Below are 20,554 nucleotides of genomic sequence, written 5' to 3'. Positions count from 1 at the left end.
CCAAAACTCATGGATACATTCGACTATGTCATCATCGGCGCGGGCTCCGCCGGAAGCGTGCTCGCCAACCGGCTGAGCGAAGACGCTGGCACCAGCATCTGCGTGCTCGAGGCAGGTCCCCGCGACTGGCATCCCTACATCCATCTGCCGGCCGGCTTCATCAAGACCTTTCACATGAAGAGCATCAACTGGGCCTATCAGCAGGAACCGGGACCATATACCGGCGGCCGCAGCATCTATGCGCCGCGCGGCAAGACGCTCGGCGGATCCTCCTCGATCAACGGTCACATCTACAATCGCGGCCAGCGCCAGGATTTCGACACTTGGGCGCAAGTCGGCAATCGCGGCTGGGGCTATCCGGACGTGCTGCCGTATTTCAAGCGGATCGAGCGGCGGATCGGCGAGGGCGACGACGAGTTTCGCGGGCGCGACGGCGCCCTGACCGTCACCACCATGGAATGGCGGGATCCGCTCTGCGAAGCCTTCATGGCCGGCGCGATGAGCCTGGGGATTCCGCGCAACCCGGATTACAACGGCGCCATCCAGGAGGGTGTGTCCTACGCCCAGCGCACCATCAAAAATGGCCTGCGGGTCAGCGCGGCGACCGCTTTCCTGCATCCGGCGATGAAACGGCCGAATGTCCATGTACGGACCCATGCGCATGCGACCGGAATCATGTTCGAGGGCAAGCGCGCGATCGGTGTGCGCTATGCCAGGGGCGGCAAGGGCGGCGCGGTCACCGAGGTGCGCGCCAACAAGGAAGTGATCCTCGCCGGCGGCACCTATAACTCCCCGCAACTGCTGCAATTGTCCGGCGTCGGACCTCCGGCGTTGCTGCAATCGCTCGGCATCGAGGTGCGCCACGCGCTGGCCGGCGTCGGCGAGGGGTTGCAGGATCACTACGCACCGCGCTCGGTCGCCCGCGTCAAGAACATCAGGACCATCAACGAGCGCAGGCAAGGTCTCGGCCTGGTGCTGGAGGCGCTCAAATGGGCCACCACCCGGCGCGGCCTGCTCTCGCTGTCGCCGACCATGGTCTACTGCTTCTGGCACTCCGGCGTGACCACCGAGAGCTCCGACCTGCAATTGACGTTCACGCCGGCGAGCTACAAGGAAGGCGTGCAGGGCCAGCTCGAGGACCAGCCCGGCATGACGGTGGCGTCCTGGCAGCAGCGGCCTGAAAGCCGTGGCTATGTCCGGGCCCGTTCCGCCGATCCGTTCGAGCCGCCGATCATTCAAACCAACTATCTGGCCGAGGAGCTCGACCGGCGCACCGTGGTGGCCGGCATGAAGCTGGCGCGGCGGCTATTGGCATCCGCGCCGCTTGCTCCCTATTACGCCTATGAGGATTTTCCGGGGCCCGGTGTGCAATCCGACGACGAGTTTCTTGCTGCGGCAACCCAGCGCGGCACCACGACCTTCCATCCCGGATGCACCTGCCGCATGGGGCCGGCCGGCAGTTCATGGGCGGTGGTCGACGACCAGCTGCGGGTGCACGGGCTGCAGAACCTCCGCGTGATCGATGCGTCGATCATGCCGCGGATGATCTCGGCCAATCTCAATGCGTCCACCTTGATGATTGCCGACAAGGCTTCCGATCTAATCCGCGGCCGCAACGCGCCGGCCAATTGAGGGTGCCGTGACATCCGGGTGGATTTTTCTGATCTCGTTTGCATCGATCGCGGCCGGTGTCGTGCTCGGCATGACGCTGCGTGCCCGATTGCCCGCGTTTCACCTCTCCGGCGATACCAAGGAAGTCATCAGGCTCGGCGCCGGCCTGCTGGCAACGCTGGCGGCGGTGGTCATCAGCTTGATGATTGCCTCCGCCAAGAACTCCTATGACCAGCAGGATGCGCACTTCAGGCAACTGGCCGCCAATATCGTGCTGGCCGATCGGTTGCTCGCGCAGTATGGGCCGGAGGCGGTCGGCGTCCGCAAGCTGATGCGGCAGGCCGTTCCCGCCGCGATGGACCGGATATGGCGCGAGAAGACGACATCGTCGTCACCGAGCACCGCGTTTTCTGCGAACTCGGTTGCCGAGCAGCTCCACCATGCGATCGAGATGCTGTCGCCTGATAACGACGCGCAGCGGGAGCTCAAGCCCCGCATCGTGGAGGCGAGCGCCGACATCGCGCATGCGCGGCTGCTGTTGTTCGCCGATTCCGACACCCCGATCATGACGCCGTTTCTGCTGATTTTGATCTTCTGGCTGACGGTGATCTTCACAAGCTTCAGCCTGTTCGTCGAGCCGGGCGCGGTCGTCGTGACCGCCTTGCTGGTCTTTGCGCTGTCGGTATCGAGCGGCCTGTTCCTGATCGCGGATTTGAGCCAGCCGTTTGCCGGCTTGATGCAGATATCCAGCGAACTGCTCAGGAATGCGCTTGCGCCCCTGAACTGATGATGTCCTCGTTCGGCAAAAGCTTGAGCCGGTCCATGAACTCCGCCGTCAGTACGGCGTCGTCGCGGGCTGCGGTATCGCGCCGGATGCCGCTTGACCGCCTCGCGTTTTCCTCCCGATCCAGCGGCTGATCTGCATGCAGGGCTTTTCAACGCCGAGATACAGGCAAGCCGAAAGGATCAGGATCGCCGGGATCAGGACCACAGCCTGCAGTAGCAGTTCGAGGCCGATAGCATGCGTGCGGTCCATCAGCCGGGCGCTAAGCGGCGTGAACAGGTGGATGATGAGATAATGATAGAGGTAAATCGAATAGCACATCCCGCCGATCGTCACGATCCAGCGCTGCGTAACGATTCGATAGCCGATTTGTCCGCTGCAAACGCCAACATACATGGCCGCGATCAGGATCGGAGTCAGATAATAGAGTCCATAGTCGTGCGTCAGTATCCAATAGATGGCGGCAGCGCTTGCGAGCGCCAGCAGGTCGCCGGCCAGACTGCGGATGATGCGGTGGTGTGAATAGAGATCGGCTAGCAAGAACCCCGCGAGGAAGAACTGCAGATGGCCGACGATGCTGACGGAGAGCGCCGGAGTCTGTTGGAAGATGATTGAGTTCGCGACGGCATACGCCCAGCCGAGGATCAGCGCGAACAGCGTGATCCGGCGCAGCCAAATCGGCCGAAGCGCGAAAAACTTCGAAAGCAACGGGACCAGAACATAGAACTGGACCTCCACCTCAAGCGACCAGGCCACGCCATTGACCCAGCTCGCCTCGCCATAGATCGCGCCGTGGAGATAGAGCATGCTGGCCCACAGGTGCGGAAAAAACACGCGCCATCCGATATTTGTGAAGCTGATAACTGCGAACGCTACCAGCAGGCTGATGATGTAAGGGGGATCGAGCCGGACAATGCGGCGCAGGTAGTACGACCAGATGTTCGGCGCAGCGGCGCCGAAATCGTGGCTACGCACGTATGGTAGCGCCAAAATAAAGCCGCTGATCACGAAAAACAGCGGCACGCCAAAATGGCCGGCATAGCCGATGGTCAGGAATGGGGACTGGGGGAACACTTCCCACCACTGCCTTGGCAGATCGACAACGCCGAATCGCTGACTGAGCTTGATGTATTCGGCGGTGATGTGATGCAAAACCACGGCGGCGATTGCGATGAAGCGCAGTCCATCGACGGCCGGGATGAATTCCCCGCTTGCGGTCGTTCGGGCGAGCGCACCCAAGATCCGATCGCTGCCGGTGGAGGCGGCAGGTCGGTCTTGAACTGGTGCGATGTCGTCTTGTGGCTGAACCATTCCGCCGAGGCTTCTCACATTTCGGCTAACCCGACTCACACCTCTCGCCGGCTCAGGAACGCCAGCCGCTCGAACAGATGTACGTCCTGCTCGTTCTTCAATAGCGCGCCGTGCAGCGGCGGGATCAGTTTGCGCGGGTCGCGCTCCCGCAGCATTTCCGGCGTCATGTCCTCGTTCAGCAAAAGCTTGAGCCAGTCCAACAGCTCCGACGTCGACGGCTTCTTCTTCAGGCCGGGCACCTCGCGCACCTCGAAGAAGATCCGCAACGCTTCTTCGACCAGGCGCTTCTTGATGCCGGGAAAATGCACGTCGACGATCCGGTTCATGGTGTCGACGTCGGGAAACTTGATGTAATGGAAAAAACACCGGCGCAGGAACGCGTCGGGCAATTCCTTCTCGTTGTTGGAGGTGATCATCACGATCGGGCGCAGTTTCGCCTTGATGTTCTCGCCGGTCTCGTAAACGAAGAATTCCATGCGGTCGAGTTCGAGCAGAAGGTCGTTTGGAAACTCGATGTCGGCCTTGTCGATCTCGTCGATCAAGAGCACCGGGCGTTTCTCGTTGGTGAAGGCTTCCCACAGCTTGCCGCGCTTGATGTAGTTGCTGATGTCGGAAACCCTGGCGTCGCCGAGCTGGCTGTCGCGCAGCCGCGACACCGCATCGTATTCGTAGAGGCCTTGCTGGGCCTTGGTGGTGGATTTGATATGCCAGGTCAGGAGCGGCGCGCCGATCGCCTTGGCGACTTCCTCGGCCAGCACGGTCTTGCCAGTGCCGGGCTCGCCCTTGATCAGCAGCGGGCGCTCGAGCACGATCGAGGCGTTGACGGCGATCTTGAGGTCATCGGTGGCGACGTAGTCCTTGGTACCGGTAAATTTCATCGGAAAGTTTGCCTTGTGTTTTTCCTTGCAGGAATGGATGTCGCCGCTTGAACGAGAATGCCGCAAACAAGAAACGACCGCCTTCCCGGCGGTCGCCGGCCAGTTTAATTGAATTCACGGGGTGGTCTAGGCCGGACCGGTGATCTTTTGCGGGTAGCAACCCGGCAAAGCGGCATCAGACGTGCGTCACGGGACCTTGACGGGAGCCTCCTCAATGGCAAACTGTACATCATGTTTCTGCAATTCTTCACATCGCTGCGCGACGCTCAGGTCCCGGTGACCTTGCGCGAATATCTGACGCTGATGGAGGCGCTCAACGCCGATCTCGCCGAGCAGACGGTGGAGAATTTCTACTATCTGTCCCGCGCCTCGTTGGTGAAGGACGAGCGTAATCTCGACAAGTTCGACCGCGTGTTCGGTACCGTCTTCAAGGGACTGGAAAGCCTGCTCGACGCCATGGAGAAGGCGGACATTCCCGCCGAGTGGCTGAAGAAGCTCGCGGAGAAATATCTCACCGAGGAAGAGAAGAAGCAGATCGAGGCGATGGGCTGGGACAAGCTCATGGAGACGCTGCGTCAGCGGCTGAAAGAGCAGAAGGGCCGGCACCAGGGCGGCAACAAGTGGATCGGCACGGCGGGAACCTCACCGTTCGGCGCCGAAGGCTACAATCCCGAGGGCATCCGTATCGGCCAGGAGAAGAACCGCAATTTCCGTGCGGTAAAGGTGTGGGATCGCCGCGAGTTCAAGGATCTCGACGGCAACGTCGAACTCGGCATCCGCAACATCAAGATCGCGTTGCGGCGGTTGCGCAAATTCGCCCGTACCGGCGCCCCCGATGAACTCGACCTCGACACCACCATCAGGCAAACCGCCAATCAGGGTTATCTCGACGTGCATATGCGCCCGGAGCGGCGCAACGCGGTCAAGGTGCTGGTGTTCTTCGACATCGGCGGCTCGATGGATTCGCATATCGAGCAGGTCGAGGAACTGTTCTCGGCGGCCAAGACCGAATTCAAGCACATGGAATATTTCTACTTCCACAACTGCCTCTATGAGGGCGTCTGGAAGCAGAACCGGCGGCGCTTCACCGACCGCACCCCGACCTGGGATGTGCTGCACAAATACCCGCATGATTACAAGGTGGTGTTCGTCGGCGATGCCTCGATGTCGCACTACGAGATCATGGTGCCGGGCGGTTCGGTCGAGCATGTCAACGAAGAGGCGGGCTCGGTCTGGCTCGAGCGCGTCACCCGCACCTATCCGCACGCGGTGTGGCTCAATCCGGTGGCGCAACGGCACTGGGACTATTCGGAATCCACCACCCTCATCCGCCGGCTGTTTTCGGAGCGCATGTTTCCGATCACGATCGAAGGTCTTGAAGGCGCGATGAAGGAACTGGTGCGCTAGGTAACGTCGTCATTTTGGGTCGGACCACCTCGAATGGCGCAACTGAAAGGCTGGAAAAATGCCCCCGACCATTCACCACGGCATCAAGGCACTGATGGATGAAGCCGACAAAGAGGTCGAAACGCTGAGCGCGGCCGAGGCCATCAAGGCCGCGAAGGACGATAACGTCGTGATCGTCGACATCCGCGATCCCCGCGAGATCGAGCGTGACGGCCGGATTCCGGGCGCGTTCGCCTGCACCCGCGGCATGCTGGAATTCTGGATCGATCCGGCGAGCCCCTATGCGAAGCCGATCTTCCAGAGCGACAAGAAATTTATCTTTCATTGCGCCGGCGGCTTGCGTTCGGTGCTGGCGGCGAAAACCGCGCAGGACATGGGGTTAAAGCCGGTCGCGCATATCGCCGGCGGCTTTGCCGCCTGGCGCGACGCCGGCGGCCCGACCGAGAAGGTCGAGCCGAAGAAGAAGGATTAGCGTCGGGACGGCGGCGGCGAAGCCACTTGCTTCGTCATTCCGGGGCGCGAACGACGTGAGCGAGTTCGCCTCGACGTGCAATTGCACATCCGGGGCCCGCGCCGAACGGCGCGTCGCCGAAGGACGACCAAGGAGACTGGTACATGACATCATCCGTCGACGATCCGCTGGTCTCCACCGATTGGCTTGCCGCCCGTCTCGACGATCCCAGGGTCAAGATCATCGACGCATCCTTCAAGTTACCCGGCGTGCTGCCGCTGCCGCTGGACGACTATCTCGGGGCGCATCTTCCGGGCGCGGTGTTCTTCGACGTCGATGCCGTATCCGACCACAGCGATCCGCGGCCGCATATGTATCCGGATGCGGCGCAGTTCGCGCGCGACATATCCGCACTTGGAATTTCTTCCGGCGATACGGTAGTCGCCTACGATTCAGGCGGCTGGGTTGCCGCCCCGCGGGCGTGGTGGATGTTCCTGTCGTTCGGCCATTCCAATGTGAAGATACTCGATGGCGGCCTGAAGAAATGGCTGCGCGAGGGGCGTCCGACGCATTCCGGAAAGGTCACGCCGAAGCCTGGAAAATTCCGGGCCAAATTTGATCCGAGCTACGTCCGCAGCCAGCAGCAACTGGTCCGTAATCTGGAAACGCACGCCGAACAACTGGTCGATGCCCGCCCGCGTCCGCGTTTCGAAGGGACCGTCGCCGAGCCGCGGCCCGGATTGCGCTCCGGTCACATCCCGGGCAGCCGCAGCGTGCCTTACGCCGAATTGTTCGACGCGGCGACCGGCGCGATGAAGCCGCTGGAAGAACTTCGCCGCATTTTCAACGGCGCCGGCGTCGACACGACAAAACCGATCGTCACAACCTGCGGCTCCGGCGTCTCCGCGCTGGTGGTGACGCTGGCGCTGTACCGGCTCGGGGTGCGCGGCAGCGCCCTTTATGACGGCTCATGGTCGGAATGGGGGCTGCCCGACGGGCCGCCGGTCGCAACCGGTCCGGCCTGACCGCCACGTCACTGGTTGGTTGGTTGCGCGAACGGGTTGGCGGCCGGCTGCAGCGTTTGTCCGGCTACGCGAGCGCCCGGTGCGAGCCTGTGGCGATGGACCGTCCGACGCGGGTGCTTGCGCTTCTTGATTTTGACGGTTTTTCCCTCAGGCCTGGTGCCGGAACCCGGCTCGACGGCGACGGGTGAACCACCCCGTGTGGCGATCCTGGTCGAGGCGCCGCCGGTGTCCTGCGATTTGGTTGCGTTCGCTTGTTCAGGCGATGTCGCCTGTACAAGCGGTGTCGGCGTCGGCGCACTTGCCGAAGACAACACCGCCGCGGTCTCGGTTTCGATGGCGGAAGCGACCGGCGCCGGTGCCACGTCGCTTGATGGTGATGCCGCCTCAATCGGGATTTGAGGTTTAGCGGTTTCGGGCGGCGGTGAATCCTCAGGCTTCAGCGCGGCAATCTTTTCAGCCGGCGTCGCCTCCATGGGCGCCTGCTCGGCCGGTGCCGTCGCGGCAACACCATCCGACGGCGGTTGCTTGGCAGCCGGCGTATCGTCGACGCGCATCATCGCCAGCACAGGTCTCGCGGCATCGCCTCGCTGCGCGAACATCGTTTCGGGGGTCGCATGCCAGGATGGATTGACGGCGAACTCTTGATGCGCGGCGCGCAGCAATGCCGCAGCGCCGAGTCCGAAGACCAGCATCGACATCGACAACATGATCGCGGCGAACAGAAAACGGAGGCCGGGAAGCATAAACGCGAGTTCCGCCTTCGCATCGGCAAAGGCCTTGGAGCCATCGGGAACGCGGTGACCACAGAATCTGGCCGCGTTCGCGACGCAGCGGACACCGCCAGCGCGCAGCGAATCAGGCTGCTTTAGAATACCGCAACGGCTTCCCCGGCGTTTGTTAAAAATCGGCGGCGTGCGTCACCGGAGGGGTGTTTGAAAACATTTTCTTAACCGTGAGGCTTAGCTGCAACGCTGCTTCCCGATCACTAAAAAATGGCCAAATCCGGCTCGAATTCGCGGGATTTGTCTTGAATGCGCCGCTATCTTCGGCCATCTGCCCGTTAACGGTCCGGTGTCGGCTTGGGGACTATACAAGAGCGATGATGATCAAACGCATTCTGACGATGTGCGCTGCATTGACCGCGGTTTTGGCGGCAGGCTCAGCGGGAACCTCGCCTGCCCAGGCTCAACAGGGCTATCAGGTAGCTCCTCCCGGTCCGGTGTATTCGCCGGCGCCGCCGCCATATCCGCCCGCCGGCTATCCCGCCGACTATCGGCGCGCTCCGGCCACGCCGGATTTCGATGCGCTGGAAGACGACGATGCGCCGAATGGCCTGGGTTCGACCGCGCTGTCGCCCCCGGGGCCGCCGGTTTATTCCGACCGGGGCGCTCCACTGGGCCCGATCCTTTCGCCGGATGACCCCCGTTACGGCCGGCCCGACGGACCGCCTCCCGTGATTTATTCGAACCGTCCCGGCCAGCCGCAACCGGCCTATTCGGACAATGGCGGCGATCATCGTATTCCGGGCGCGGGGATCGTTTATCCCAACGACGACAATCGCGGTCCGCGGCCGCCAGAGGCGATCGGGGCTCCGACCGGCGTCACCGGAACCGTGCAGCCTCCCCAGGGGGCCGACGGCAGGCCGATGGTGCTGTCCGCGCTGCCGCCGGACGAACAGCCGGAGGTCGCTCCTGCGCAACTCGCGCCGAACCTGCGCCGGCAGGAAGTCGCCCTCGCCACCAAGGAGCCGCCGGGAACGCTGATCGTCGATACCCCGAACACCTATCTCTACTACGTGCTGGGCGGCGGGCGGGCGATCCGTTATGGCGTCCGCGTCGGCCGCGACGGCTTCACCTGGACCGGCGTGCAGAAGATCTCGCGCAAGGCCGAATGGCCGGATTGGCATCCGCCGCCGGAAATGATCGACCGCCAGCCCTACCTGCCGCGCTTCATGGCCGGCGGCCCCGGCAATCCCCTGGGCGCGCGGGCGATGTATCTTGGTTCCACCGTCTATCGCATCCACGGCACCAACCAGCCCTCGACGATCGGCAAGTTCGTTTCGTCCGGCTGTATCGGCATGCTGAACGAGGATGTGTCGGACCTGTTCGATCGCGTCAAGGTCGGCACCCGCGTGGTCGTGCTTCCGGGTGGTCCGCCGCCGGGAACCACAACCGCTTCGGCGCAGCCGGTGCCCGGACCGAATGCCGGCCCGCCGATGCCGCCGGCCGGTGTTCCAGGTGCCGGACCGACCGTGGTGCCGCCGCTGCCCGCGCCGGTGACGGTAAGGTAGCTATCTCCAACTCCGGGCTTACGCCAACCTGTGCCTGGGCTCGCCTTTGAACCAGGCGTCGATGCCTTCGACCATCTGCTTGTAGTGGTTGCGGAAGCTTTCCTCGGTGACGTAACCGAGATGCGGCGTCAGTACCATGTTGTCGAGCTTGCGGAAGGGATGATCGACCGGCAGCGGCTCGACCGAATAAACGTCGATCGCAGCACCTGCGATCTTCTTCTGCTGCATGGTTGCCAGCAACGCGGCTTCGTCGACGATCGGCCCGCGCGCGGTGTTGACGAGATAGCTGGTCGGCTTCATGCGCGCCAGATCGGCGGCTCCGACCAGTCCGCGCGAACGCGGGCCCAGCACCACGTGGATGGTGACGATATCGGCGGTCGAGAACAATTCTTCCTTGCTGGCGTAGCCGACGCCGACCTCCTTGCAGCGCTCCGGCGTCAGGTTCGGGCTCCATGCGATCACGTTCATGCCGAACGCTTTCGCCATCGCCGAAACCTTGCTGCCGAGCTTGCCGAGGCCGATCACCCCGAGCGTCCGTCCCTCGATCTCGATGCCGACGAATTTCTGCAACGGTTCGCCGGCATGCATGCGGGCGTTCTCGCGGCCGATGTTGCGGGTCAGCTCCAGGATCAGGCCCATCGTCAGCGGTGCGGTGGGATCGCGGCTCCATTGCGTGCCGCATACCACCACCTTGTGGTCCTTGGCGGCTTCCATGTCGATCGCGGCGTTGCGCATCCCGGAGGTGACCAGCAGCTTCAGTTTGGGCAAGGCCGCGAACAAGGCGCGCGGAAACGGCGTGCGCTCGCGCATCGCGCAGATGATCTCGAAATCCTTCAGCGCGCTGACTGCGGCCTCCGGCGAAGCGAACGGCTCGCTGAACACCGTGACATCGACGCGATCGCCGACCTTCGACCAGTCCGCGACCTCCAGAGCCAGCTTCAGGTAGTCATCGAGAATTGCACAGCGCAGCCGCGTCATGGCGAGATCCATCCGGTGAAGTGAAGGCGGCTTTTTGATTTCGCCGCCGGGGATGGTCCATGGTCGCGCGCAATCCGTGCGCGTGCAAGCGCCGGCGCCACAAAAGTGACGGCTATTATTATAGAGGGGCGGAGGGGCCGGGAGTGGAGGGGCCGAGAGTCTTGGCGGCCCGGATTTCGGCGACCATCGATTGGACCGCGGGTGACACCGCCACATGCCTGGCGCGCCAGGCCGGACCAGGACCGCGCATGTAATGCAGTTCCGGCCGGTAGGGATCGAATGCCCTGGCGAAGAACAGGCGCCAGAATGCCCGGACTTCGGCGAGGAAGCCGGACTCAGGCGGCTGACGGTGCGCCAGCGGTGAGGCGGATGAAGAAGCGATGGTTGCCATGACGGGCCTGCCTTCTACCTGGCGACTTCTGTCGGAAGGTCGCCTTTCAGTGGTTATCGAGGCAGTCTCGGACCGGATTTATTAAAAAGCGGTTCTCATTGTCGGGATCGGCGGACTTGCCGCCGTCAACCTTTCCTGAATCTTAATCGCCCGGTTGCCCTTTGCGGGCCGCGCCGCTACATCAGCGGCAGCAAATTTCCATAAATCCTCTCGTTTTCAGGGATCGCGATGGCCCGTCAGTTCGTCTATTTCATGCAAGGTTTGACCAAGAGCTACCCCACCCGGAAGGTGCTCGATAACGTCAATCTGTCGTTCTATCCCGACGCCAAGATCGGCGTGCTCGGCGTCAACGGCTCCGGCAAATCGACGCTGCTGCGGATCATGGCTGGCCTCGACAAGGAATATAATGGCGAGGCCTGGGTCGCCGAGGGCGCCCGGGTCGGCTACCTTGAACAGGAACCGCAACTCGACGCCGCCAAGACGGTGCGCGAGAACGTCATGATGGGCGTCGCCAAGCAGAAGGCGATCCTCGATCGCTACAACGAACTGGCGATGAACTATTCCGACGAGACCGCCGACGAGATGACCAAATTGCAGGACGAGATCGAGGCCGCCGGCCTGTGGGATCTCGACAGCAAGGTCGATCAGGCGATGGATGCGCTGCGCTGCCCGCCGGACGATTCCGATGTGACAAAACTCTCCGGCGGCGAGCGCCGCCGCGTCGCGCTGTGCCGGCTGCTGCTCGACCAGCCGGACCTGTTACTGCTGGACGAGCCGACCAACCATCTCGACGCCGAGTCGGTGTCATGGCTGGAAGGGCATCTGCGCAACTATCCCGGCGCGATCCTGATTGTCACCCATGACCGCTATTTCCTCGATAACGTCACGGGCTGGATTCTCGAACTCGACCGCGGCAAGGGCATTCCCTACGAGGGCAACTACACCGCCTGGCTGTCGCAAAAGCAAAAGCGTCTCGCGCAGGAAGGCCGCGAGGACGCCGCGCATCAACGCACGTTGGAGCGCGAAAAGGAATGGATCGCGGCCTCGCCAAAGGCGCGCCAGGCCAAATCCAAGGCGCGCTACCAGCGCTACGAAGAACTCTTGAAACAGGCCAGCGAAAAGCAGACCCAGACCGCGCAGATCACAATTCCGGTGGCCGAGCGGCTCGGCCAGAACGTGGTCGACTTCGAGGGCCTGAGCAAAGCCTTCGGCGAGCGCGTGCTGATCGACGATCTCACCTTCAAGCTGCCGCCCGGCGGCATCGTCGGCGTGATCGGCCCCAACGGCGCCGGCAAGACCACGCTGTTTCGGATGATCACCGGGCAGGAGAAACCGGACAAGGGCACCATCACGGTCGGCGAGAGCGTGCATCTCGGCTATGTCGACCAGTCCCGCGACAGCCTCGACGGCAAGAAGACCGTGTGGGAGGAAATTTCCGGCGGCAACGAACTCATTCTGCTCGGCAAGCGCGAGGTCAATTCGCGCGGCTATTGCTCGTCGTTCAATTTCAAGGGTGCCGACCAGCAGAAGAAAGTGGGTTCGCTGTCGGGCGGCGAGCGCAACCGCGTGCATCTGGCCAAGATGCTCAAGTCCGGCGCCAACGTGCTGCTGCTCGACGAGCCGACCAACGATCTCGACGTCGATACGCTGCGCGCGCTGGAAGAGGCGCTGGAGGATTTCGCAGGCTGCGCTGTGATCATCAGCCATGACCGCTGGTTCCTCGACCGCATCGCCACCCATATCCTGGCGTTCGAGGGCGACAGCCACGTCGAATGGTTCGAGGGCAATTTCCAGGATTATGAAAAAGACAAGATGCGCCGGCTGGGCCAGGATTCCATCATCCCGCACCGCCTCAAGTACAAGAAGCTGACGCGGTGATTTAATATGAACAGGTCGACGTTCATTGTCGCGGTGATCGTCGTTCTCTGTGGGCTGCATCCCGCCCGCGCCGCCGATGCCGGCTTCACACAGTTCATCGCCTCGCTGTGGCCGGAGGCGCAAGCGGCGGGCGTTTCGCGCGCGACGTTCGATGCCGAAACCCGCGGCCTCGAGCCGGATTACAAACTGCCCGATCTGATCCTGCCCGGACGTCCCGCCACCGGCGCGCCTTCGCAGGCCGAATTCGTCCAGGTGCCGGCCGACTATATCAAGGAAGCCAGCATCGCGCGGCTGGCGGAAGAGGGGCAGCGGCTGATGCGGAAATACCGCGCCGCGCTGACCGCGATCGAGGCGCGCTTCGGCGTGCCCGCCAGCGTCGTGCTGGCGATCTGGGGCCGCGAAACCGATTACGGCCGCTACACGCTGCCTTACGATGCCGTGCGCGTGCTGGCGACGCAGGCCTATGTCGGCCGGCGCAAGGATCAGTATCGCAACGAGTTCATCCTGGCGCTCAAGATCATCGGCGAGGGCGATGTGACGCGCAAGGACATGCGCGCGTCGTGGGCCGGCGCCACCGGCCTCACCCAGTTCCTGCCGTCGGAGTTCTACAAGCACGGCGTCGACTTCGACGGCGATGGCCATCCCGACATCTGGCATTCGGTGCCGGATGCGCTGGCCTCGGCCGCCCAGCAGCTCGTCAACAAGGGCTGGCAGCCGGGCGTGCGCTGGGCCTATGAAGTGCGCGCGCCTGCCGGCGTCGATTGCACGCAAGGCGTGCCGGAAGTGACAAAACCGCTCGGCGAATGGTTGCGGCTGGGCTTCGTGCCGGTACGCGGACAACAGCTCGGCGCCGCCGAACAGGCGCAGCCGGCCTCATTGCTGCAGCCCGAGGGCGTCTATGGCCCGGCGTTTCTGGCGACCAAGAACTATTTCGTCATCAAGGAATATAATTTTTCGGATCTGTATGTTTTGTTCGTCGGCCACCTCAGCGATCGCATGACGAGCCCGCAGCCGTTCGCGACGCCATGGTCGGCCTCGACGCAGCTGCGCAGCAAGGATGTCGAAGCGATGCAGCGCCAGCTCACGCGCCTCGGCCTCTACAGCGACAAGCTCGACGGCAAGGCCGGAATGCTGACCCGCGCCGCGCTCGGGGCCTATCAGAAGTCAGCCGGGCTCAAGGTGGATTGCTGGCCCAGCGAAGCGGTGCTGCGTTCGCTGAGCGCGGCGCGCTGAAACATAAAACCCGGCCGAAGCATCGGCCGGGTTTTCAAAATCAGGCGCGTTGAACTGGGCGCGGGATCAGTAAGGCTGCGGGCAGAACGGCACGCGGCGGAAATTCCAGTTGTAGCCGTCCCAATAGCGTTGCGTGCGCCAGACGCAGCCCGGGGGCGGGGCTTCTTCCACATAAACGGGGGCCGGCCGGCTGGCCGCGATGGCTCCGCCGACAATCGCGCCGCCGATGATTCCGCCGGCGACAGCCGCGCCGAGGCCGCGCTGTGCGCTTGCGGGTGTAGCGGTCAGCGAACCGGCGGCGATCGCTGCGACCGCGACGAAGGCAGCAAATGTCTTCTTCATGTCTTGGGCTCTCCTGGAGTTGGCGCCTCAAGTCAGCGCCGGGTTTAAGGTGACTCGCACGCCGTAATCAAAACTGGCCGTTTCGCTGGAAAGAAGCGCACAACAGTCAATTCCAAGTAAACGTCCAAGCAAACACGCTGAAGCTAATGGCCCAAAAAGCGGTTTTTTTCGGTTACCCGCGCCTGTTCGGCACAAGCACGCTCCTGGCAACATTCAGCAAAACGTTCCGGAAACGCAGATGGTTTCCGGAACGCTTGTTCCATTCGAAGCCAGGTCAGGCTGGATCAGCCGCAAATCCGCACGCGGCGAATCCGCCAGGCATAGCCGTCCCAGAACCGCTGCCGCTGCCAGACACAGCCATCATCATATGGAACAGGCGCCGCGACATAGGCAGGGCCGCCGTAATAGCCGTAACCGGGTCCGTAATAGCCGGGACCGTAGTAGCCGGGCCCGTATGCATAGGGCGCCGCAAGCGCACCGCCGACGATGGCTCCGCCGATGATTCCGCCGGCAACGGCTGCACCGAGGCCGCGTTGGGCATGGGCCGGCGCCGCCACAGCCGAAACAGCCAAGGTTGCGACGGCCGCGAGTGCCACCAATGTTTTCCTCATGGCTTCACCTTTCTCATTGGAAGGACAGCGAATAAGCAGTTTGTGCAGCGAAAGTTCCACATTTCCCTTGAATGATCAATGAACGATCCCGCCACATTTAGCCGCGGAGTTTGACCGTCCCACGGCGTTTTTGCGGCGCACAATCGGGTGTTCCTGCCGTTTGCCGAAAGGAAATGATGAGCAGCGTGGGGACGGGATTCGCAAAAAAGCGGCCGGCGTTGATCGAGATCAATTTGGAATCACTTGAAAAGGCGGATTTTCCTTTTGCATCCGGCCGTGGTCTTAAATATCGATGGCCTCGGTTTCCTCCCGATGGGTCCGCCGCCGATATGATCGTTTGTTCCTGCCACGTCCTTAGCGACCACGATGTCCGCAGCGCCGTCCACGCGGCGGAGGATCTTCCCCGCAACGCTAAGCAGATCTACGGCTGCCTCGGCTGCAGCGCCGAATGCGGCCGGTGCGCCCGGACCCTCAAGAGCATCATCGATGAGGCCCTCGGCGCTTGTGCCAAAGCCTGCTGCGCCGGATGCCCGCACAGCCAGGCCGGCGCAGAACCGCATGTCCACGCCGAGTTCGCGCTCGCCGTTTCCTGAAAACCTGAAGATCCCGCGGCTTTTGTTGAGGTTCCCCGGCTTCTGTGGCCGAAAGCTTGCTCCTGTCCGCAATCTGATTTAGAAGCATTCTAAATTAAGTTGGCCAGCTCAAATGGCCTCAACCGCCGGAGTGCACCATGCAGGGCGACCCCAAAGTCATCGACTACCTCAACAAGGGTCTGCGCAGCGAACTCACCGCCATCAATCAATACTGGCTGCACTTTCGCCTGCTCAATCACTGGGGCTTGCTGGAGATGGCCAAGACCTGGCGCAAGGAATCGATCGAGGAGATGAACCACGCCGACCGCTTCACCGACCGGATCCTGTTCCTCGACGGCTTCCCCAACATGCAGGTGCTCGATCCCTTGCGGATCGGACAGAACGTCAAGGAAATCATCGAGTGCGACCTTGCCGCCGAGGTCGGCGCGCGAGCGCTCTATCAGGAAGGTGCAACCTACTGTCACGGCGTCAAGGACTACGTCTCGCGCGACCTGTTCGAAAGCCTGATGAAGGACGAGGAGCACCACATCGATTTCCTCGAGACCCAGCTTGATCTGATCGGGCGGATCGGGATCGAGCTTTACACCCAGAAGCATGTCGGCGGGCTCGAAAGCGAATTCGACCCCAAAGCTTGAGCCGGCACGTCGTGCAGGTCGTCCTTCCTACCCTCCTCCTCCAGGGGGAGGGTGGAGACAATCCCTACAACTGCGTCCTGTAGCGCGCCTCGACCTCGGCCTGGGGCTCCGGTTCGCCGAGCCCGGTCTGCTCGTGGATCACCTGGCTGATGCTCGGCAGCACTGTGCGTTCAACCCGCGTCTCCGCCGACCACAGCTTCGAGCGCATCAGCGCCTTGCCGCAATGGAAATACGCCTCGTGCACGCTGATGCTCAGCACCGCGCGTGGCGGTTTGCCGAACTCCTCCATCGATGCCAGCAACTCCGGCTCCGCCGACAGTTTGCCCTTGCCGCCGACCCGCAGCGTCTCGTCGATGCCCGGCACGAAGAAGATCAACTGCACGAAGCCCGAGCCCTCGACGATGTTCTTGAAACTGTCGATCCGGTTGTTGCCGCTGCGATCGGGCATCAGCAGCCGGTTCGGCCCGGCGACGTGGACAAATCCGGGATTGCCGCCGCGCGGCGAGGCATCGACGCTGCCGTCGGAACCCGACGTCGCCAGAACGCAGAATGGCGACATCGCAATGAATTTTTTCGCGTGCGCGTCGATCTCCGGACGCGCCTTCGCGATCACGCGCGGCGACGGCTTTGGGTAGATCGTCTTGAGATCGTCGGCGGCGAGTTCGTTCACAGGTTCGGTCAAAGGCCGTCTCCCGGCATGGTGCGTCGTGATTGGGCGAGGATATCATCGCGGTCTCGGGGCAGCCACCCTTTATCGCTGCACATGCCGCGCTTGCCCCATCCGCCCGGCACCGGACGGAAGATTGCAGGCTCCGCCTCGACCAGCATGGATTGCTGTTCCGGCGTCAGCTTCACCATGCCCCAGCCGTCGTCCGGATAGCCCAGCGTCGCGAAGACACGTTTGCCGGCGCGAAAATCCGGATGCCCGTGGTGCGAGGCCTCGCTCGTCCCGGGGAGACTCAATGCGATCCGGCGAAACCGGTTCGATGACATGGCGCTCCCGCTTTTGACGCGACCGCTCTCCATCGGCCGCCGTGGCGCAGTCTGCTAGGCCTGGTCCTCGACATCGGTGTCGGGGCGGTCGCTGCCGGCGGCAGTTTCGGTGTGCCACTTGCCGTCGGCGGTTTCGTATTCGATCGCCTCGGTGCGGCCAGGTACCCGCTGTTCCGTGGCCGCGTTTCTCGCGGCGGCAAGGGCCGCGGCATGGGTCGGAAAGGCTTCCGAAAACACGCCGTCGACGGTGTAGGCCCAGCCGCCGTCATGTTGAACGATTTTATAGGTGACGTGGGACATCAGGGGAACTCGCTGGTTGGCGCGAAAATGCGGGGTGAACGCGACCCCCATTCTATGCCAAAATAGGCGGCGATGGGCAAAGGAGAAGATCAATGTGCCGGAACATCAAGACGCTGTTCAACTTCGAGCCGCCCGCGACCGAGGAAGAAATCCGCGCCTCCGCGCTGCAATTCGTGAGAAAGCTTTCGGGCTTCAACAAGCCGTCGCAGGCCAATGAAGCGGCGTTCGACCTCGCCGTCGCCGAAGTATCCGCCTCGGCGCGAACACTGCTGGCGTCGCTTCATACCCACGCGCCCTCGCGCGACCGCGAGATCGAGGCCGAAAAGGCCCGCGAGCGGTCGCGGCTGAGGTTTGGCTGAGGCTTGCGGGCCGCGCCAGCAATCGTGCGGGGCCGCGCGGTCTACGCGGTGTCCCACAGCACCGGCAGATTGAGCAGGCCGCGGAATGCCCAGCCGCCGATCCGCACCGGCTCGGTTACATCGAGTCGTATCCCCTTCAGCCGCGCGAAAATGCCGGGCAGCGCCACGTCGGCGACCATCGCGCGCGAGGCAAAGGCGCCGGCGCAGTAATGCGGACCGGCGCCGAATGCGATGCTCTTGCTGGTATCGCGGGTGATGTCGAAATCGTCAGGATTGAGGAAGCAGGCCTCGTCGCGATTGGCCGAGCCGAACATGAAGAACACGCGGTCCTCCGGTTCGAAATCGACGCCGCGATAGGACCACGGTTTCGCCACCCGGCGCGGCGACATCCCGATCGGCGCGATCCAGCGTGCATATTCCTCGAACACGTCGATCCACTTCGCTTTGCCGTCCTGTACCAGCGCGAGCTGCTCGGGATGCGTCAGCAGCGCCCAGACCGTGCCGGAGATGGCGTCGCGCGGCTCGTTCTGCCCGCCCGAGATCGCCAGCTTGATGTTGGCGCGCACGCTTGCCATCGGCATGCCTGCCGCCAGCAGCACGCTGAGGATCGAGCTGTTGGGATGCTTGGTCACCACCGGAATCATGTCGTCGATCGCCGCATCGATGCCGGCGGTGGCGGCGTGGCAGCGCGCTTCAACCTCCTTGTTGCCGGTGTAGTTGGCGATGCCGTCGATCATCGCCTGCGACCATGCGTCCATGTCCTGGTAGCGCATGTTGGTGAGGCCGGTGATGTCCTTCAGGCATTCGGCCGACAGCGGCAGCGCGAACGCCTTGCAGAGATCGGCGCGGCCGCAAGGCGCGAGGTCGTCGAGGATGCGGTCGGCATGGGCCTGGAACTGCCGGCTCCAGGTGTCGCGCACGGTGCGCGGCGAAACGGATGGAAACATCGCCGCGCGTTCCGACATATGCGCCTCGCCGTCCTTGCGCATCATGTTGTGGCCCATCAGCGTATTCATCAACCCTGCCGGCTGGTGCGACGAAAACACGTCGATGCGTTTTTCCGACACGAAAATATCGTCGCGCCGCGTGAAGATCGTCGATGCCAGTTGCGGCACGAACGCGATCGGCGCGTCCTTGCGCATCCTGGCGAGGTCGGGATAGGGATCGGCCCAGAACGCCGATACGTCGATGTCGAAATGCGGGGCGTTGGACATGGCGCGTTCTGCTCCACCCGGGGCTTGCTGCCCGGCTGGCGCGCAGATTAACGCGGTTTGTACGAAACGGGATACCGGTTTTGCAGGCTCTCCAGCGCGCGAGCGTCAGTCGGTATGCTCCGGCACGTCGATTCCTTCGGCCGAATATTGCCGGATCTTGTTGCGCAGGGTGCGGACGGAGACGCCGAGCACGCGGGCGGCGCGGGTGCGGTTGCCGTCGCAGCGCGCCAGCGTCTGCAGCATCAGTTCGCGCTCGACCTCGTCGACGGTCGACCCGATCAGCAACGGCACCACTTCGGTCGGGGTCAGCGGATGCGGAACGCCCGGCGGCAAAGCAGGAGACTCATGGGTCATCAACACCTCCCGATCAAATCCGCATCCTGACCGGATGCGGAATCATCGCGAATGAACAAACCCCTGCCGGTCAAAGGGTGAGACGATTTGGTTAATGGAGTGTTAACGGCGCGGGCCGGCGGTCATGGAACCCGGCCGTCACATCAAACTGCCCGGTAGCCGCCATCCGCCATCACGATCGATCCGGTGACATAGGCCGACAGATCCGAGGCAAGGAAGATCGCAGGCCCCACGATGTCCTCCGGCTTGCCCGCGCGGCCCAGCGGGGTGTGGTCGATGAACATCTTCACCGCGTCCGGATTGTTGGCGCGCGTGCCGGCGTTCAGCGGCGTCTCGATGAAGCCGGGACCGATCGCATTGACGCGCACGCCATGCTTGCCGAGTTCGACCGCAAGCGCTTTGGTGAAGCCCAGCACGCCGTGCTTGGAGGCGGTATAGGCCGGCGAACTCGGCTGGCGGATGTGAACGAACGACTGGATCGAGCCGATATTGACGATGCGCCCTTTGGTGGCGCGCAGGGATTCCAGAAACGCCTGGGTCGCGTTGAAGACGCCGGTGAGGTTGATCGCGATGACGTCCTGCCAGTCCTTGATCACGGCATCGGTGGCGCCGAGCATGCCGTTGCGCCGCGCGATGCCGGCATTGTTGACCAGGATCGACACCGGCCCGACCTGTTCGGCGACGCGTTTGGCGATCGCGACGCAATCCTCATGCCGGGTGACGTCGAGCGCGAAACTCGCCGCAGCCCCCCCGGCATCGCGGATCTCCTGCGCTGCGTCTTCCGCGGCTTTGCCGTTGATGTCGAGCAGCACGACTTCGGCGCCCTCGCGGGCATAGCCGAGCGCGATCGCGCGCCCGATGCCGGAGCCTGCGCCGGTGACGACCGCGATGTGTTCCTTAAGAAGGCCGGGCATGG

At 63.2% G+C, this 20,554-nt stretch carries 24 protein-coding genes; 11 read left to right on the top strand and 13 right to left on the bottom strand.

The window, feature by feature from the left end; translation table 11 throughout:
* The first annotated feature begins 9 nt into the window (after window positions 1-9).
* Together E7813_RS02385 and E7813_RS02380 are read left to right on the top strand one after the other, a co-directional pair.
* Complete coding sequence (locus E7813_RS02385; protein ID WP_291570472.1) at window positions 10-1,632, top strand: GMC family oxidoreductase N-terminal domain-containing protein; 1,623 nt, start codon at window positions 10-12, stop codon at window positions 1,630-1,632.
* Window positions 1,633-1,639: 7 nt separating this feature from the next.
* The gene (locus tag E7813_RS02380; RefSeq protein ID WP_291570470.1) at window positions 1,640-2,398 is read left to right on the top strand and encodes a DUF4239 domain-containing protein; all 759 of its coding nucleotides are present in this window, start codon (window positions 1,640-1,642) and stop codon (window positions 2,396-2,398) included.
* A 48-nt stretch (window positions 2,399-2,446) separates the two neighbouring features.
* Here the strand turns inward: E7813_RS02380 and E7813_RS02375 are convergent, their stop codons facing one another.
* Both E7813_RS02375 and E7813_RS02370 read right to left on the bottom strand, forming a co-directional pair.
* Entirely contained in the window at window positions 2,447-3,724 is a 1,278-nt protein-coding gene (locus E7813_RS02375; protein WP_291570468.1) for an acyltransferase, read from the bottom strand.
* Between the two features lie 17 nt (window positions 3,725-3,741).
* Window positions 3,742-4,584, bottom strand: a complete 843-nt coding sequence (locus tag E7813_RS02370) for a MoxR family ATPase (protein ID WP_291570466.1) — start codon at window positions 4,582-4,584, stop codon at window positions 3,742-3,744.
* Between the two features lie 231 nt (window positions 4,585-4,815).
* Here E7813_RS02370 and E7813_RS02365 point away from each other — a divergent pair, with 231 nt between their 5' ends.
* The 3 genes from E7813_RS02365 to sseA all read left to right on the top strand — a co-directional run bounded on the left by E7813_RS02365 (window position 4,816) and on the right by sseA (window position 7,467).
* Window positions 4,816-5,991 (top strand): VWA domain-containing protein, encoded by a 1,176-nt coding sequence (locus tag E7813_RS02365; protein ID WP_291570465.1) that lies wholly within the window; start codon window positions 4,816-4,818, stop codon window positions 5,989-5,991.
* A 58-nt stretch (window positions 5,992-6,049) separates the two neighbouring features.
* Window positions 6,050-6,463, top strand: a complete 414-nt coding sequence (locus E7813_RS02360) for a rhodanese-like domain-containing protein (protein ID WP_291570462.1) — start codon at window positions 6,050-6,052, stop codon at window positions 6,461-6,463.
* Between the two features lie 143 nt (window positions 6,464-6,606).
* Entirely contained in the window at window positions 6,607-7,467 is an 861-nt protein-coding gene (sseA, locus tag E7813_RS02355) for a 3-mercaptopyruvate sulfurtransferase (RefSeq protein ID WP_291570461.1), read from the top strand.
* A gap of 8 nt (window positions 7,468-7,475) precedes the next feature.
* Here the strand turns inward: sseA and E7813_RS02350 are convergent, their stop codons facing one another.
* On the bottom strand, window positions 7,476-8,210 hold the full coding sequence (locus E7813_RS02350) for a hypothetical protein (protein WP_291570459.1): 735 nt from the start codon (window positions 8,208-8,210) through the stop codon (window positions 7,476-7,478).
* A 356-nt stretch (window positions 8,211-8,566) separates the two neighbouring features.
* Between E7813_RS02350 and E7813_RS02345 the strand changes: the two genes are divergently transcribed.
* Entirely contained in the window at window positions 8,567-9,757 is a 1,191-nt protein-coding gene (locus tag E7813_RS02345; RefSeq protein WP_291570456.1) for a L,D-transpeptidase, read from the top strand.
* 18 nt (window positions 9,758-9,775) lie between these two features.
* On the opposite strand, the gene E7813_RS02340 is transcribed toward E7813_RS02345, so the two are convergent.
* Together E7813_RS02340 and E7813_RS02335 are read right to left on the bottom strand one after the other, a co-directional pair.
* Window positions 9,776-10,735: a D-2-hydroxyacid dehydrogenase family protein gene (locus E7813_RS02340; protein WP_291570454.1), complete on the bottom strand. Its 960-nt coding sequence runs from the start codon at window positions 10,733-10,735 to the stop codon at window positions 9,776-9,778.
* A gap of 118 nt (window positions 10,736-10,853) precedes the next feature.
* Window positions 10,854-11,126: a hypothetical protein gene (locus E7813_RS02335; RefSeq protein WP_291570452.1), complete on the bottom strand. Its 273-nt coding sequence runs from the start codon at window positions 11,124-11,126 to the stop codon at window positions 10,854-10,856.
* A gap of 228 nt (window positions 11,127-11,354) precedes the next feature.
* On the opposite strand from E7813_RS02335, the gene ettA reads away from it, so the two are divergent.
* Both ettA and E7813_RS02325 read left to right on the top strand, forming a co-directional pair.
* Window positions 11,355-13,004, top strand: coding sequence for an energy-dependent translational throttle protein EttA (ettA, locus tag E7813_RS02330; RefSeq protein ID WP_291570450.1), 1,650 nt, complete (start codon window positions 11,355-11,357; stop codon window positions 13,002-13,004).
* 6 nt (window positions 13,005-13,010) lie between these two features.
* Window positions 13,011-14,237: a lytic murein transglycosylase gene (locus E7813_RS02325; protein WP_291570449.1), complete on the top strand. Its 1,227-nt coding sequence runs from the start codon at window positions 13,011-13,013 to the stop codon at window positions 14,235-14,237.
* 66 nt (window positions 14,238-14,303) lie between these two features.
* Here the strand turns inward: E7813_RS02325 and E7813_RS02320 are convergent, their stop codons facing one another.
* A complete protein-coding gene (locus E7813_RS02320; protein WP_291570446.1) occupies window positions 14,304-14,579 on the bottom strand; it encodes a hypothetical protein in 276 nt (91 codons plus the stop codon).
* Between the two features lie 284 nt (window positions 14,580-14,863).
* On the bottom strand, window positions 14,864-15,190 hold the full coding sequence (locus E7813_RS02315; protein ID WP_291570444.1) for a hypothetical protein: 327 nt from the start codon (window positions 15,188-15,190) through the stop codon (window positions 14,864-14,866).
* 329 nt (window positions 15,191-15,519) lie between these two features.
* Here E7813_RS02315 and E7813_RS02310 point away from each other — a divergent pair, with 329 nt between their 5' ends.
* Both E7813_RS02310 and bfr read left to right on the top strand, forming a co-directional pair.
* Window positions 15,520-15,783 (top strand): (2Fe-2S)-binding protein, encoded by a 264-nt coding sequence (locus E7813_RS02310; protein WP_291570520.1) that lies wholly within the window; start codon window positions 15,520-15,522, stop codon window positions 15,781-15,783.
* A gap of 137 nt (window positions 15,784-15,920) precedes the next feature.
* Window positions 15,921-16,418 (top strand): bacterioferritin, encoded by a 498-nt coding sequence (gene bfr / locus E7813_RS02305; protein WP_291570442.1) that lies wholly within the window; start codon window positions 15,921-15,923, stop codon window positions 16,416-16,418.
* A gap of 64 nt (window positions 16,419-16,482) precedes the next feature.
* Here the strand turns inward: bfr and E7813_RS02300 are convergent, their stop codons facing one another.
* Genes E7813_RS02300 through E7813_RS02290 form a run of 3 tightly spaced genes read right to left on the bottom strand, consistent with a single transcriptional unit; the run spans window position 16,483 to window position 17,711 of the window.
* Window positions 16,483-17,088 carry a pyridoxamine 5'-phosphate oxidase family protein gene (locus E7813_RS02300; RefSeq protein WP_291570518.1) on the bottom strand — a complete coding sequence of 202 codons (606 nt, stop codon included), beginning with the start codon at window positions 17,086-17,088 and terminating at the stop codon, window positions 16,483-16,485.
* Between the two features lie 8 nt (window positions 17,089-17,096).
* Window positions 17,097-17,444 carry an MmcQ/YjbR family DNA-binding protein gene (locus E7813_RS02295; protein ID WP_291570440.1) on the bottom strand — a complete coding sequence of 116 codons (348 nt, stop codon included), beginning with the start codon at window positions 17,442-17,444 and terminating at the stop codon, window positions 17,097-17,099.
* Window positions 17,445-17,465: 21 nt separating this feature from the next.
* Complete coding sequence (locus E7813_RS02290) at window positions 17,466-17,711, bottom strand: DUF2188 domain-containing protein (RefSeq protein ID WP_291570516.1); 246 nt, start codon at window positions 17,709-17,711, stop codon at window positions 17,466-17,468.
* A 92-nt stretch (window positions 17,712-17,803) separates the two neighbouring features.
* Here E7813_RS02290 and E7813_RS02285 point away from each other — a divergent pair, with 92 nt between their 5' ends.
* Window positions 17,804-18,070 (top strand): DUF2277 domain-containing protein, encoded by a 267-nt coding sequence (locus tag E7813_RS02285; protein ID WP_291570438.1) that lies wholly within the window; start codon window positions 17,804-17,806, stop codon window positions 18,068-18,070.
* A gap of 41 nt (window positions 18,071-18,111) precedes the next feature.
* Here the strand turns inward: E7813_RS02285 and E7813_RS02280 are convergent, their stop codons facing one another.
* The 3 genes from E7813_RS02280 to E7813_RS02270 all read right to left on the bottom strand — a co-directional run bounded on the left by E7813_RS02280 (window position 18,112) and on the right by E7813_RS02270 (window position 20,552).
* Window positions 18,112-19,284 (bottom strand): cytochrome P450, encoded by a 1,173-nt coding sequence (locus E7813_RS02280; protein ID WP_291570436.1) that lies wholly within the window; start codon window positions 19,282-19,284, stop codon window positions 18,112-18,114.
* Between the two features lie 105 nt (window positions 19,285-19,389).
* Entirely contained in the window at window positions 19,390-19,638 is a 249-nt protein-coding gene (locus tag E7813_RS02275; protein WP_291570434.1) for a helix-turn-helix domain-containing protein, read from the bottom strand.
* A 143-nt stretch (window positions 19,639-19,781) separates the two neighbouring features.
* The gene (locus tag E7813_RS02270; RefSeq protein WP_291570432.1) at window positions 19,782-20,552 is read right to left on the bottom strand and encodes an SDR family oxidoreductase; all 771 of its coding nucleotides are present in this window, start codon (window positions 20,550-20,552) and stop codon (window positions 19,782-19,784) included.
* Window positions 20,553-20,554 lie beyond the last annotated feature (2 nt).

Source organism: Bradyrhizobium sp. (assembly GCF_004799405.1).
Taxonomy (GTDB): Bacteria; Pseudomonadota; Alphaproteobacteria; order Rhizobiales; family Xanthobacteraceae; genus Bradyrhizobium.
This window is presented reverse-complemented; position numbering and strand designations above follow the sequence as displayed.

Excerpts from the sequence above, each read along its gene's own strand:
- E7813_RS02385 (WP_291570472.1), top strand. The coding sequence starts at position 10 with ATGGATACATTCGACTATGTCATCATCGGCGCGGGCTCCGCCGGAAGC.
- E7813_RS02370 (WP_291570466.1), bottom strand. The coding sequence starts at position 4,584 with ATGAAATTTACCGGTACCAAGGACTACGTCGCCACCGATGACCTCAAG.
- E7813_RS02365 (WP_291570465.1), top strand. The coding sequence starts at position 4,816 with ATGTTTCTGCAATTCTTCACATCGCTGCGCGACGCTCAGGTCCCGGTG.
- E7813_RS02360 (WP_291570462.1), top strand. The coding sequence starts at position 6,050 with ATGCCCCCGACCATTCACCACGGCATCAAGGCACTGATGGATGAAGCC.
- sseA (WP_291570461.1), top strand. The coding sequence starts at position 6,607 with ATGACATCATCCGTCGACGATCCGCTGGTCTCCACCGATTGGCTTGCC.
- E7813_RS02350 (WP_291570459.1), bottom strand. The coding sequence starts at position 8,210 with ATGCTTCCCGGCCTCCGTTTTCTGTTCGCCGCGATCATGTTGTCGATG.
- E7813_RS02345 (WP_291570456.1), top strand. The coding sequence starts at position 8,567 with ATGATGATCAAACGCATTCTGACGATGTGCGCTGCATTGACCGCGGTT.
- E7813_RS02340 (WP_291570454.1), bottom strand. The coding sequence starts at position 10,735 with ATGACGCGGCTGCGCTGTGCAATTCTCGATGACTACCTGAAGCTGGCT.
- E7813_RS02335 (WP_291570452.1), bottom strand. The coding sequence starts at position 11,126 with ATGGCAACCATCGCTTCTTCATCCGCCTCACCGCTGGCGCACCGTCAG.
- ettA (WP_291570450.1), top strand. The coding sequence starts at position 11,355 with ATGGCCCGTCAGTTCGTCTATTTCATGCAAGGTTTGACCAAGAGCTAC.
- E7813_RS02325 (WP_291570449.1), top strand. The coding sequence starts at position 13,011 with ATGAACAGGTCGACGTTCATTGTCGCGGTGATCGTCGTTCTCTGTGGG.
- E7813_RS02320 (WP_291570446.1), bottom strand. The coding sequence starts at position 14,579 with ATGAAGAAGACATTTGCTGCCTTCGTCGCGGTCGCAGCGATCGCCGCC.
- E7813_RS02315 (WP_291570444.1), bottom strand. The coding sequence starts at position 15,190 with ATGAGGAAAACATTGGTGGCACTCGCGGCCGTCGCAACCTTGGCTGTT.
- E7813_RS02310 (WP_291570520.1), top strand. The coding sequence starts at position 15,520 with ATGATCGTTTGTTCCTGCCACGTCCTTAGCGACCACGATGTCCGCAGC.
- bfr (WP_291570442.1), top strand. The coding sequence starts at position 15,921 with ATGCAGGGCGACCCCAAAGTCATCGACTACCTCAACAAGGGTCTGCGC.
- E7813_RS02295 (WP_291570440.1), bottom strand. The coding sequence starts at position 17,444 with ATGGAGAGCGGTCGCGTCAAAAGCGGGAGCGCCATGTCATCGAACCGG.
- E7813_RS02290 (WP_291570516.1), bottom strand. The coding sequence starts at position 17,711 with ATGTCCCACGTCACCTATAAAATCGTTCAACATGACGGCGGCTGGGCC.
- E7813_RS02285 (WP_291570438.1), top strand. The coding sequence starts at position 17,804 with ATGTGCCGGAACATCAAGACGCTGTTCAACTTCGAGCCGCCCGCGACC.
- E7813_RS02280 (WP_291570436.1), bottom strand. The coding sequence starts at position 19,284 with ATGTCCAACGCCCCGCATTTCGACATCGACGTATCGGCGTTCTGGGCC.
- E7813_RS02275 (WP_291570434.1), bottom strand. The coding sequence starts at position 19,638 with ATGACCCATGAGTCTCCTGCTTTGCCGCCGGGCGTTCCGCATCCGCTG.
- E7813_RS02270 (WP_291570432.1), bottom strand. The coding sequence starts at position 20,552 with ATGCCCGGCCTTCTTAAGGAACACATCGCGGTCGTCACCGGCGCAGGC.